Consider the following 12,690-nt stretch of genomic DNA (forward strand, 5'->3'; position numbering starts at 1 on the left):
ACCGCGATCAAAATGAAAAGGATGTTTTTTCATGTCCTGGAGTTTAGTGAACACCGGTACTAAAGTCTTTGGGTAGGCATCGTTTGAAAAGGTCAGCCTGAGCTTGTCAAGGCGATTTAACACATAAACTTGCACCCACAGCTATGGGCCGGCAAGATTAAACGGATGTACTACCTCTTCCGGATGAATCACTTAATAGAAGGCTACCTGTACTTTACCAGTACAAAATGCTCAAATCCGAGGAAGAAAGGATGATGATGGTTATATACTCCTGTTCACATCAAAATTCTCCAGTTCTTTCGACACGGCGTTCAGGAACGTAGAGCCCAATGCACCGTCAATGATGCGGTGGTCATAGCTTAAAGAGATATACATCATGTGGCGGATCGCAATACTGTCGCCCTGTGGTGTTTCAATTACCATGGGCCTTTTCTTGATCGCACCCACGGCCATGATGGCCACCTGCGGCTGGTTGATGATGGGGGTGCCCATGATGCTTCCGAAAGTACCCACATTGGTCAGCGTGAACGTGCCGCCATTGGTATCATCGGGTTTCAGTTTCCCGGTACGGGCTGCATTGGCCAGGCCATTCACCTGCCTGGTGAGCCCGGTTAAATTCAGCTGGTCGGCATTTTTAATGACGGGAACGATCAGGTTACCATTCGGCAGGGCAGTGGCCATACCGATGTTCAGGTCTTTTTTTATGATGATCTTATCGCCTTCCACGCTGCTGCTGAGCCATGGATATCGTTTGATGCATTTTACGATCGCTTCAATGAACAGGGGAGTGAACGTGATCTTTTCACCTTCCCGCTTTTCAAAATCCTTTTTCACTTTCTCCCTCCACAGAACAAGGTTGGTCACATCACATTCTGCAAAGCTGGTAACATGTGCCGAAGTACGCTTGCTGTCTGTCATGTGTTTGGCGATGAGCTTACGCATGCGGTCCATTTCAATCACTTCTACGTTGCCGGTGTAAACAGCAGGAACATTGTTTGTTGATGATTGGTCGTTGGTCTGTGGTCGGTTGTCGGTTGTCACAACAGCAGAACTTTGGGGCTGTTGACTTGTCCCTTGCGGCTTGCTGCTGCTTCCCTTTGCCGCCACATAGGCCAGGATATCTTTCTTGCTCACCCTTCCTTCCTGCCCGGTGCCGGGGATATTTTCCAGTTCGGCCATGCCGATGCCTTCCTGCTGGGCAATATTCAAAACCAGGGGGGAGTAAAAACGTACTTTGGATGTTTGTGTATTTGACGTTGTCCGTTGTTCGTTGTTCGTTGGCTGGTATGGGATTTCTTCCACCACCCTGGCTTCTTCATACTCTTCCTGTTTGGGTGCAGGGGCGGGCTGGTTGCCGGAAACGGCAGCATTGGCGCCAACCCGGATCTTTGCGATCACGGTGCCAATGGGCACCACGTCGTTTTCCTTGAATAGAATTTCTTCAATAACACCTTCGGCAGTGGAGGGCACTTCACTGTCCACTTTATCGGTGGCAATGTCCAGCACGGTTTCATCCTGCCGGATGGGATCGCCTGGATTCTTATGCCATTTCAAAATGGTGGCTTCCATGATGCTTTCACCCAGTTTCGGCATTACTAAATCAACTAAACTCATGAGTATTTAATATTTTAGATTGAGCATTAATATTTTTTACAAGCAATTGTTTTTAAGGGCATCACCTGGAGTTTATCCTGAGCGAAGCCGAAGGATCACTCACTTGTACAGCAGTACAGGAAGCGGCAGGTAAACCAAGCAAGCATCAGACGGGCCAAAGGTAATTATTCCGGCTTAATCTGTAAAACTCCCTTTATGATCCTGACAGTATGAATTTGCGGAGCAGATTCAATGCATTTACTGCTGTAAGTTGTATGTTCCGCATCCGGTCGAAGCGGAAATATAATTTCTGTGTCTCGATCTTTTCTTTGTTCCCGAATGCCACCCAGACCGTACCCACCGGCTTACCGGGCAGGCCGCCACCCGGGCCCATGATCCCTGATACAGCGATCACGTAATCAGACCTGATATTCTTTAACGCACCCGTCGCCATCTGCAATACCACTTCCTCGCTTACGGCGCCTTTCGATTCCAGTATTTCTTTGTCAACCTGCAAAAGGTCCTCTTTGGCTTTGTAGGAGTAACTCACCACGCTGCCTTCATAAAACCCGGAAGAGCCGGGAATGGAAGTAAGCAGGTGGGCAATATATCCTCCCGAACAGCTTTCGGCGGTACACAGGGTTTTGCCTTTGGCCACCAGCAGTTTTCCTACCACTTTTTCTACCGGCTCATCTTCGTTGGTCACCATGTATTCTTTTACCAGTGATTGCAGGGTCTCGAAGAACTCCTGCACTTCTTTCCCCGTTTTTTCTTTGTCAAACCCGGTTGAGGTAAGCCGCAGCCGCACCATACCGTAATTGGGAAGGTATGCCAGTTTGATATGGGCCGGAAGCGTTGCCTCAAAATCCTGTATTAGTTCTGCCAGAAAACTTTCGCCTACTCCCGCAGTGAGTAGTGTTTTATGGATGATGGCGGGAAACCTGAATTGTTTCAGCAGCATCGGTATCACATCGTCTTCCATCATACCCTTCATCTCATGAGGCACTCCGGGCATGCTGACGAAGACCTTCCCGTCCTTCTCAAACCACATTCCGGGTGCCGTGCCCCTTTTATTCTGCAAAACGGTGCACACATCCGGTACTTCGGCCTGTTTTAAATTGCGTTCTATGACAGGGCGGTTAAGCCGGGTGAAAATATCCAGCACATTTTGCCTGGCTGCCTCATTCACCAGCATCTTTCCGTCGAAATATTTGCAGAGGAGTGGTTTGGTGATATCATCGGCTGTAGGCCCCAGTCCGCCGGTGATCAAAATGATATCGGCGTATTTCTGTTCTTCATCCAGGGCGGTCCATATCTCGTCCCATACATCACCCACCGCTACCCGGCGCACAACCCGTATGCCCCATTTGTTGAGTTCCTGTGCCATCCAGGCGCTGTTGGTATCAATGACCTGTCCGATCAGTAATTCGTCGCCGATGGTGATGATGGATGCCTGTGTCATGGTTCGTTTTAAAAAGGACTAATTTTAGTGCAAGATAAGTTAAGGTATGAAAACAGTTTATTTGTTTATTGGTTTAATAGTCAGCTCAATTTCTTTCGGGCAGAATGTGCAGGCCCGTTTATCTATGGCTTTAAAAGGATTGGAAAAGGATGGACAGTTCAAACACGCCATCATCAGTTTGTATGTGGTGGATAGTAAAACAGGCAACGTTGTATTTGATAAAAATTCACAGGTGGGGCTGGCGCCTGCAAGCTGCCAGAAAGTGGTTACAAGCGTGAGTGCATTTGAACTACTGGGGAAAGACTTCACGTACAAAACAACTATGGGATATAGTGGAAATTTTGACGGGACTTCTTTAAATGGAAATATTCTCTTTACCGGGTATGGAGACCCGACCCTGGGAAGCTGGCGATGGGAAAAAACAAAAGAAGAAATGGTAAAACAACAGATCGCAACCGCGTTGAAAAAGAAAAATATTTCCTCGGTCAATGGTAACCTGGTCATTGATGAATCGAAGTGGGAAAGCCAGGCTACACCAGGAGGATGGATATGGGAAGATGTTGGGAATTACTACGGCGCCGGAGCCCGGGCGTTGAACTGGCATGAAAATCAGTACGACCTTATTTTAAGACCGGGTAAAAAACCGGGCGATTCTGTCGGGATCATTGCTACGGCGCCGCCTTTGGAGGTTTCGGTACTGGTAAATGAATTGAAGACTGGCAAGACCGGAAGCGGGGATCAATCCATTATTTACCTGCCTGAAGATGGGTTAATAGGGTATGTAAGGGGAACCATACCGGCGGGCAAAGAAACGTTTACTGTTTCAGGTTCCATGCCGGATGCATCCCTCCCGTTTATAAAAATGACAGAAAGCATCCTCGACAGTATAAATATTAAATTAGGCGGGCGGGCAAAAACAAGCGATCACTATTTTTTAAACAAAGAAAAACTACCGGTTCAGTCGGGGACACTACTTTCAATCGTTTCACCTTCTTTAGACAGCATCAATTACTGGTTCCTAAAAAAAAGCGTGAACCTGTATGGCGAAGCGTTTGTAAAAACAATTGCGTATGAGAAAAAAGGATTTGGCGCAACGGATACCGGGCTCAATATCATCAAGAACTTCTGGCAGGAGCGGGGCATTGAAAGATCGGCGTTGAATATCATGGACGGCAGCGGCCTTTCGCCCGCCAACCGGGTCACCACCCATGCATTGGCCACGGTGATGCAGTATGCCCGGCAGCAAAACTGGTTTGCTTCCTTTTACAATGCCCTGCCCGAAATGAATGGCATTAAAATGAAGGATGGATATATCGGCGGGGTAAGAAGTTATACCGGCTATGTAAAAAGTAAAACAGGTACTGAATATACTTTTTCCTTCATCGTAAATAATTTCGACGGCAGCCCCGGGGCAGCCCGGGAAAAAATGTGGAAGCTGCTGGATATTTTAAAGTAACTTGAAACATCAACCAAAACCAATCATATGTCTGAACAGAATTTTAAGAATCATTCCAGGTATGTACCCTTTTATCATTTTGTTGCGCCCACGGCCATACTGGCACTGATCGTTGGCTCCTGCATCAATCTATACAAAGCCTGCAGTAACTGCAGCAGTAATGATCATAGTGGCTTATACAGTGCATCGCTGGTCTGTTTGATGAGTTTTGTGATACTGATCGTTTGGTGGTACAGCCGTGCTTTTGCATTGAGGGCACAGGACCGGGCCATCCGGGCTGAAGAGAATTTCAGGCATTTTATTGCTACCGGTAAACCGTTAGAAAGCCGCCTGAGCATGAGCCAGGTCATTGCCCTGCGTTTCGCCGGCGATGATGAATTTGTTGCATTGGCCAAAAGAGCTGCAGAGGAGAACATGCCTGCTAAAGAAATTAAAATGGCCATTAAAAACTGGAAGGCAGATCATAACAGGGTCTGATGCTCCTGTCCCCAAAAGGAGAACCTGGTAAAATATATTTCTTGTAAAAAACGAAAGGGTTATGGCTGAATGGATATAAAGGCTGATCAGGTTATCATACCCTAAAGCCCCTTTAGGGGTTTGGGGCAAAATATCCAGCCAGTTTATCCTTTAGCTCTTCCGGCATGGAACAGCGCTTCATTGTCTTTGCATCTGCAAAGAACAACGTGACCACACCGGTATTCAGTAACTCATCCTGCTCATTATAGATCTCTGCATGAAATACGATCTTATGATGCGTAGGCATTTCCTTTAAGGTGGTCTTTACCGTGATGAGATCATCGTATTTGGCGGGCCGCAGGAAACGGCTGTGGATCTCCACCACGGGCATGATGATCCCCATTGCTTCTATCTCTTTATACGTATACCCGATCTGCCGGATGGCTTCGGCCCGGCCTATTTCATAGAACTGGGCATAGTGGCCATAATATACAATGCCCATCTGGTCGGTGAGGGCGTAATGGATCCGTATCTGGGTTTCGGTTATGAACATGTAAATAAATTATTGAGCGGGGAATCTATTTGCCGATCATGCTGTCCACGCTGATCCTTCCCGGACCAACAATAAGTAAAACAAGATAACCGGCTATATAAAGCGCTGCCATTTCACCATCCCCAAAAAACTTACCATCGTGTGCATCAAAAAGAGCAACGGCCATGGTTACGATCAACGGTATGGTGGCGAGCCTGGTAAATAATCCAAGTACCAGGAACAGGGAGCAGAAGAATTCAGCAAAAACAACCAATGCCAGGGATAACGTGCCGCCCATGCCCAGGAAACTCATGAATTTATGCTGGTATTCTCCAAAGTGAACGAGTTTATCGTATCCATGGTTCATCATCAGGATGCCGGCAGCAAGCCGTAAGACCAACATGGCCGCCGTTACTGCCCCGGCTGAATACTTTGCAGAGAGTAATTTTTTCATTTTGTTCTATAAACGGGTTTTTGATTTTTTAATCAACTGTTATAAAAGGCCAAAACAATTTTTATTTATCATTTTATTAACAGCCTTGTAAAAATACATTCGTTTTGTTTACATCAGTTATCCACTTATTCACAATCTGTTTGGAACGATGTTTGTAACGGTAGCTTAGTAAGTAATTTTGCAGCAGCAAAGATGATCGAACTCAAAACCATGATAAAACAAAGAATTACATGCCTGTTGCTGGCAACAGCATTTTCCCTATCCGCCCTTTCACAGCCAACGAATGCAGTCACAGACACGGAAAAAAAATTCAAAGATGCAAAAGCGCTTTTTGTACAGGAGCAGTTTGCCCTGGCCTACCCGTTGTTTGCTGAACTGAAGGCACAATATCCCGACAATACGGTAAGTGACCATACCTACCTCAATGATGATGTGGGTTACTATTACATAGCCTGCCAGCTGAAATTGCAGCAGCCCGTTGCCGAACAACAGGCAAGGCATTACATCAACGTGGTGAATAATGAGCCACGCAGGCAGTTGATGAGTTACCACCTGGCAAAATTTTATTTTACCAGGGAAGATTTCAGCAATGCCATTAATTATTACGAACGGGCAGGACTGGAAAATTTAAGTAATGCCGAGATCGCGGATGCAAAATTTGAAAAAGCATATTGTTATTTCAACCTCAAACAGTTTGACCAGGCCAAACCTTTGTTTGATGAGATACACCAGTTACCCGGCAATAAGTATTATATACCCGCCAATTATTACTATGGCTTCATCAGTTATTACGACCGCCGGTTCAACGAAGCATTGAAGGCATTCAAGCTGGTGGAAACGCAGGAAGCCTATAAGGGAGTGGTACCATACTATATTGCGGAGATCTATTATTTCCAGGGAAAGAAGGACGAAGCATTGCGGTATGGGGAAAGCGTTCTTGCCCGGCCCGGTGTTTTGTACTATCAGAAAGAGATGAACCTGCTCATTGGCCAGTTGTATTTTGAGAAGAAGAACTATAAACGGGCTTTACCACTACTGGAAGCCTATGTGAACAGCAGCGAAAAAGTGAGCAAGGAAGTGATGTATGAGCTGAGCTATTGTTATTATGATGCCAACCAGCTGGGCAAAGCCATTGAAGGGTTCAAACAGTTAAGTACCGAACGGGACTCGATGGGGCAGAACAGCATGTACCTGCTGGGCGACTGTTACTTACGAACCAACCAGAAAGCAAATGCCCGTAATGCATTTCAGTACAGCGTCTACAACAGTTCCAATAAGGTCCAGCAGCAGGTATCACGGTTCAATTATGCCAAGCTTTCTTACGAACTGGGCTACCAGGACATTGCCCTTAGTGAGATGAAGAAATACCTGCAGGATTATCCAAACAGCGAATACGATACCGAGGCAAAAGAGATACTGGTGAACCTGCTTACCAATACCAACAATTTTGCAGATGCACTGAACCTCTATGAGTCATTTGATAAACCCACGGCCTCCATGCAGAAAGCCTATCCGCGTATCCTGTACGGACGGGCAGTGGAACTGATCAATGACCAGCAGGTGAAAAAGGCCGATGAATTGCTGACGAAGATCCTTCAACTGCCTGCCTCTCCGGTTACACCCTATGCCAATTTCTGGAAAGGGGAGATCGCTTACCGGAACAACGAATATGACGGGGCGATCAGGTACCTGAACCTTTACCTGCAGGCAAATGTTCCCGCCCAGGGAGAGGCAAATAATGCGGCTGCCAGGTACAACCTGGGTTATTGCTGGCTGCAAAAAGAGAATTACAAACAGGCGCTTGGCTTTTTTGAACAGGTGGCAAAAACAGTTTCGGTCACTTCCCCATTCATGGACCAGGATGCGTATGTACGCAGCGCCGACTGCTATTTTATGAACAGGGAGTTTGCAAAAGCAAACAGCATGTATGATAACGTGGTGAACAATGCCCTGCCGCAGAGTGATTATGCCATGTTCCAGAAATCACTGATCGCAGGCGTAAAGAGTTCCTCCGAAAAGATACGGACGCTGAATGCATTGTTAAAGCAATATCCAAAGAGCAATATGGTGCCCGACGTGAACATGGAGATCGCCCTGACCTATATTGCCGATGAAAAATTCAACGAGGCGGTTCCTTACCTGAATACACTGATCAGTTCTGCAGAAGCCGGTGGCCTGAAGCCGAAAGCATACTTAAAACTTGGTCTGTGCTATTACAACATGAACCGCAATACGGAGGCGCTGGATAATTACCAGGCGCTCATTCAGAAATATCCGCGATCCGCTGAGGCCGATGAAGCCATGGACATCATGAAGAACATATACGTGGAAACAGGCAGGCCGAACGATTACATAGAAATGATGCGTAAGAATGGAAAGAATATTTCGGTTTCCGAGGCGGATTCACTCACCTATGCTTCAGCAGAATTAAAATACAATGCAGCCGACTGCAATGCGGCCATTGCCGGGTTTAAGAATTACCTGTCGCAATACCCCAACGGTTCGTATGCGCTGGAAGCAAATTATTTCAGCAGTGAATGTTACCTGAAGAGCAAAGACTGGCAGAAGGCCCTGGCCGGTTACGATTATGTGAACAGCAAAGGCCTGAACCGTTACTTTGAAAAAGCAACCCTGGAAGCAGCCAGGATAAATTATTTTGAACTGAAAGACTATGCTGCGGCAAAAAAATACTTTGAATCATTGACCGCCGGCGCCGTGAACCAGGATAATCAACTGGAAGCGTTGAGGGGGCTGGTACGTTGTTATTACCTGCTGAAGGATTATACACTGGCCAACGAGGCCGCCAATAAACTGCTCACCAGGAAAGGCCTTACTACCGACGACAGGTCGATCGCATTCCTGGTGCTGGGAAAATCGCAGCAGTTGAAGAATGATTGTGCCGGCGCCATCACATCGTTCAAGTCCTGTGCATCCATCAACAAATCGGCCTGGGGCGCCGAAGCCCGGTTCGAGATCGCCCATTGCCTGTTTACAACGAACAATTTCAGCGCTGCTGAAAGATCGGCACTGGCTGTGATCAAAGAAACAGGCTCTTATGATAACTGGGTAACGAAGAGCTATATCCTGCTCGGGGATATTTTCATGCAGCAGAAAGATTATTTCAATGCAAAAGCTACGTACGAAAGCGTGGCTAAAAATGCGGTGATACCCGAACTGAAGCAGGAAGCCCAGCAGAAGCTTGAAAGGCCATCGAGGAAGAAAAGGCTGTCAGTAAAGTGGGAGGGAATTAGGAGTTAAGGTTATGAGTTAGGAGTTATGAGTTAGGAGTTATGAGTTAGGAGTTATGAGTTAGAAGTTAGGAATCGGGAGTTAGACCCGGGAGTCTTTCAAAAAACAACAAAAATGAAAATTCTAAATAGGCAAAATTCAATGATCAATGTTCAGCAATTAAACCCGCCTGCAGGTGTACAGGTATCGGACCTGGAAAGACACAGGCTCTTTATGGCTTTTTTCCTGTTATTTATTGCCTTCTGCTTATTGCCTCTTTTTAGCAGTGCACAAAAAGATACGGTCAAAAAAACGACGACCATTGATATTACTTCATCCTACAAACCCGTTTTGCGGAATGCAGTTAAGTTGAATTTCTCCGCTTCACACCTGGGCGGCGATACTTCAAGGCCCGTACTTACGTATGATATCCCTGCACAGAATTTATTTTATTCTTACCAGCCCATTCCATTAAAGCCACTGGCGCTGGAGCAGGATACCAATTTATACCTGGGGCTGCGGAACTTTGTAAAAGCCGGGTATGGTAATTTCTCTACGCCGTATGTAAGCGCCGGGTTCAGTTTTGGGGATGGTAAAAAATTCCTGGCGAACGTGTATGCGGATTACATCTCTTCCAAAGGAAAGATCCAGTACCAGGATTACAGCAGGCTGCACGTAAAAGCGGCGGGCAGTTATTTCCTGCCTAAGAATGAAGTATATGCCGGTGTTGACGTAAGGATGAATGAGAATTTCCTGTACGGATATGATACCAGCATGTATAAATATACCCGGAAAGACGTGCGCCAGCAGTTCCAGGACCTATCGTTGAGGGGAGGTATCCGCAATACGGTAACGGGTGAATACGGCATCAATTATAATCCCAGCCTGCAGGTAAGCAATTTTATAAATGTGAATAAACTGGCAGAAACATCTGTTTTACTTACGGTGCCTGTTGAAAAAGAATTCGGAGAAGCTTTTACATTCCGGGTGGAAGGAAAGGCAGACATTACCTCTTATACAACAAAAGATGTTTTCCCCAGGATAAAACTCAACAACAATGTGTTCCAGGTAGGACCATCACTGGTATTCTCCACACCCAGGTTCAGTATCAACGGGGGTATTTTGCCAACCTGGGATAATGGGAATTTCATCTGGCTGCCCAATGTTTATGCCGAAGCACAGATCGCTGAAAATATCTTTGCATTCCAGGCGGGATGGGTGGGAAGGCTTACAAAGAATACGTACCGCAACCTGTCGGAGATCAATCCGTACCTGAAAACATTCACCGCACAACTGAACACGAAGGAGGTTGAATATTACGGTGGCATCAAAGCAACGCTGGGCAAGCATTTTAACTTTAATGCAAAAGCGGGATTGGTAACCTATACCAACCTCCCTTTCTTCATCAATGATACGGCAACCGATAATAAATCGTTTGTCATCAGTAACGAGACCGGCGTCCGTAATTTCCGTGTTCACGGCGACGTGAGCTATATAAACCAGGATAAGTTCACCGTTACAGCCGGTTTAACTTTCAACGGATACACCGGGATGAAAAGGAATGCAAGGGCATGGAATACGATCCCGATGGAATTCTCCAGTTCTTTACGGTGGTGGGCGCTTAAGCAGGTATTGCTGAAAGCCGATTTCTATGCATTCGGCGGCGGCCATTACCTGGATAAGGGAAATGTGAGCAGGGTATTTGCACCGGGTTCCGACTTCAGTGCAGGCATTGAATTTAAGATCAGCAAGATGTTCAGTGCCTGGATGGATGTGAATAATATTTTCAATACCAAATACCAGCGCTGGCATAATTACGAAGTGTATGGCCTCAACCTGCTGGGTGGCATACGAGTGAATTTTTAATACCGTACCCTATATTCGGTCCCGGCTGATAACTTCAGCCGGTTTTTTTATGCCCACCGGGTATTTGCCCGGCTCATTCGTAGAGCATATCTTTGTCCCTGCCAGCTACCATGCATCAACTGATCGCTTCATATCTTTTCCAGTATAAAAATTGCCCGTTGCCGGGCTTTGGTTCTTTGACCATGGTATCAGCCGGTGCAGAAGCCGATTTCACCAGTCACCTGATCCGTGCTCCCCGGCAGCTCATCCATTTCAGCGATAAAGAAATGAATGCTGCAAACTTTGTGAATTATGTTGCAGGAAAAATGCATGCAAATGAGCGTGACGTAACTGCATCGCTCAGGGATTTTTCGGCAAGCCTGAAAAATGAGATATCAGCCAACGCAAAAGCAGCACTGCCGGGCATTGGTGATTTTTTTGTAGATGAACATGGCAATACCATCTTTGAACAGTCGGCACTGCCGGGGGTTTTCATGCAACCGGTGACAGCCATCCGGGTGATACATCCAAATGCCGAACACAGCATGCTGGTGGGGGATAAGGAGACCACGAACACCATGATGACCGAATATTTTTCGGAGGACGAAGCGGTGAAAGACCGCTGGTGGGTATGGGCCGTTGTTTTAGGCGTATTGGCCTTGCTGGCCCTGGTCATTTATTTCAGCAATGAGAACAGCGCTTCTCATTTAGGCAACGCCGTTAAAATTTAATTCCTGCATGATCCATTATACCCATTGTCCTGTTTGTAAAAGCGATTCCATTCAGCCTGCGTTAAAAGCAAAAGACCACACCGTTTCACAGGAAGTATTTCCGGTGTGGCAGTGCAATGCCTGCACAGCCCGTTTTACCCAGGATGTACCGGCACAGGCTGGTATCGGTGTTTACTATGCTTCTGCCGCTTATATATCTCACAGCGATACCCGGGAAGGACTCATCAATAATCTTTATCACCTTGTCAGGAAGCGTACACTCGCTTCTAAAATGAAACTGGTGATGCATGCGACCGGGTTAAAAAAAGGACAGGTATTGGATATTGGTTGTGGCACAGGTGCTTTTTTAGATACGATGAAAAGAGCCGGGTGGGCGATAACCGGGCTGGAACCGGACGAAACTGCAAGGGTGAAGGCGGTGGAGTTATATGGAATTGATCCGCAGGAGCCTGGTAAATTATTTGAACTGGCCCCGGGTACCTTTCATGCCATCACGATGTGGCATGTACTGGAACATGTGCATGAACTGCATGAATACATAAAACAAATAGCCGGCTTGCTTACCGAAAAAGGAAAATTGTTCATTGCGGTGCCTAATTACACTTCTAAAGATGCGGATATCTATAAAGAATACTGGGCAGCTTATGATGTGCCGCGTCACCTGTACCATTTCTCACCAGAGAGCATGGAAAAATTACTTAAAACCTATGACTTAAGACTTATTACCTGCAAACCCATGTGGTTCGACAGTTTTTATGTGAGCATGCTGAGCGAAAAATATAAGAATGGCAAGGGAAATATTCTGAAAGCTGTTATCAATGGCTTTCTTTCCAACCTAAAGGCATGGGGCAATACCAAAAAATGCAGTTCGGTAATCTATGTGATCTGTAAAAGCAATTAAAGGCCCGGATCAATCCCGTATTATTCAGCATC

Annotated in this window: 10 protein-coding genes; 6 read left to right on the top strand and 4 right to left on the bottom strand. The window is 46.3% G+C overall.

Translation table 11 applies throughout. The annotated features are described in order from the left end of the window. Positions 1–261: 261 nt before the first annotated feature. Together IPJ02_17105 and IPJ02_17110 are read right to left on the bottom strand one after the other, a co-directional pair. Positions 262–1,614: a 2-oxo acid dehydrogenase subunit E2 gene (locus tag IPJ02_17105; protein MBK7377194.1), complete on the bottom strand. Its 1,353-nt coding sequence runs from the start codon at positions 1,612–1,614 to the stop codon at positions 262–264. A gap of 193 nt (positions 1,615–1,807) precedes the next feature. Continuing rightward, entirely contained in the window at positions 1,808–3,055 is a 1,248-nt protein-coding gene (locus tag IPJ02_17110) for a CinA family nicotinamide mononucleotide deamidase-related protein (GenBank protein MBK7377195.1), read from the bottom strand. Positions 3,056–3,101: 46 nt separating this feature from the next. Between IPJ02_17110 and dacB the strand changes: the two genes are divergently transcribed. Further along, positions 3,102–4,511, top strand: a complete 1,410-nt coding sequence (gene dacB / locus IPJ02_17115) for a D-alanyl-D-alanine carboxypeptidase/D-alanyl-D-alanine-endopeptidase (protein MBK7377196.1) — start codon at positions 3,102–3,104, stop codon at positions 4,509–4,511. Positions 4,512–4,538: 27 nt separating this feature from the next. Continuing rightward, positions 4,539–4,988, top strand: coding sequence for a hypothetical protein (locus IPJ02_17120; GenBank protein ID MBK7377197.1), 450 nt, complete (start codon positions 4,539–4,541; stop codon positions 4,986–4,988). Between the two features lie 112 nt (positions 4,989–5,100). Here the strand turns inward: IPJ02_17120 and IPJ02_17125 are convergent, their stop codons facing one another. Both IPJ02_17125 and IPJ02_17130 read right to left on the bottom strand, forming a co-directional pair. Further along, the gene (locus tag IPJ02_17125; GenBank protein MBK7377198.1) at positions 5,101–5,520 is read right to left on the bottom strand and encodes an acyl-CoA thioesterase; all 420 of its coding nucleotides are present in this window, start codon (positions 5,518–5,520) and stop codon (positions 5,101–5,103) included. 25 nt (positions 5,521–5,545) lie between these two features. Next, complete coding sequence (locus IPJ02_17130; protein ID MBK7377199.1) at positions 5,546–5,953, bottom strand: DoxX family protein; 408 nt, start codon at positions 5,951–5,953, stop codon at positions 5,546–5,548. Between the two features lie 192 nt (positions 5,954–6,145). Between IPJ02_17130 and IPJ02_17135 the strand changes: the two genes are divergently transcribed. The 4 genes from IPJ02_17135 to IPJ02_17150 all read left to right on the top strand — a co-directional run bounded on the left by IPJ02_17135 (position 6,146) and on the right by IPJ02_17150 (position 12,658). After that, a complete protein-coding gene (locus tag IPJ02_17135) occupies positions 6,146–9,211 on the top strand; it encodes a tetratricopeptide repeat protein (protein MBK7377200.1) in 3,066 nt (1,021 codons plus the stop codon). A gap of 105 nt (positions 9,212–9,316) precedes the next feature. Further along, on the top strand, positions 9,317–11,047 hold the full coding sequence (locus tag IPJ02_17140) for a TonB-dependent receptor (protein ID MBK7377201.1): 1,731 nt from the start codon (positions 9,317–9,319) through the stop codon (positions 11,045–11,047). Between the two features lie 92 nt (positions 11,048–11,139). Then, the gene (locus IPJ02_17145; GenBank protein ID MBK7377202.1) at positions 11,140–11,757 is read left to right on the top strand and encodes a hypothetical protein; all 618 of its coding nucleotides are present in this window, start codon (positions 11,140–11,142) and stop codon (positions 11,755–11,757) included. 7 nt (positions 11,758–11,764) lie between these two features. Then, the gene (locus tag IPJ02_17150; protein MBK7377203.1) at positions 11,765–12,658 is read left to right on the top strand and encodes a class I SAM-dependent methyltransferase; all 894 of its coding nucleotides are present in this window, start codon (positions 11,765–11,767) and stop codon (positions 12,656–12,658) included. Positions 12,659–12,690: the final 32 nt, after the last annotated feature.

Source organism: Chitinophagaceae bacterium, from assembly GCA_016710165.1.
Classification (GTDB): Bacteria; Bacteroidota; Bacteroidia; order Chitinophagales; family Chitinophagaceae; genus Ferruginibacter.

Excerpts from the sequence above, each read along its gene's own strand:
- IPJ02_17105 (MBK7377194.1), bottom strand. The coding sequence starts at position 1,614 with ATGAGTTTAGTTGATTTAGTAATGCCGAAACTGGGTGAAAGCATCATG.
- IPJ02_17135 (MBK7377200.1), top strand. The coding sequence starts at position 6,146 with ATGATCGAACTCAAAACCATGATAAAACAAAGAATTACATGCCTGTTG.
- IPJ02_17130 (MBK7377199.1), bottom strand. The coding sequence starts at position 5,953 with ATGAAAAAATTACTCTCTGCAAAGTATTCAGCCGGGGCAGTAACGGCG.
- IPJ02_17140 (MBK7377201.1), top strand. The coding sequence starts at position 9,317 with ATGAAAATTCTAAATAGGCAAAATTCAATGATCAATGTTCAGCAATTA.
- IPJ02_17110 (MBK7377195.1), bottom strand. The coding sequence starts at position 3,055 with ATGACACAGGCATCCATCATCACCATCGGCGACGAATTACTGATCGGA.
- dacB (MBK7377196.1), top strand. The coding sequence starts at position 3,102 with ATGAAAACAGTTTATTTGTTTATTGGTTTAATAGTCAGCTCAATTTCT.
- IPJ02_17125 (MBK7377198.1), bottom strand. The coding sequence starts at position 5,520 with ATGTTCATAACCGAAACCCAGATACGGATCCATTACGCCCTCACCGAC.
- IPJ02_17150 (MBK7377203.1), top strand. The coding sequence starts at position 11,765 with ATGATCCATTATACCCATTGTCCTGTTTGTAAAAGCGATTCCATTCAG.
- IPJ02_17120 (MBK7377197.1), top strand. The coding sequence starts at position 4,539 with ATGTCTGAACAGAATTTTAAGAATCATTCCAGGTATGTACCCTTTTAT.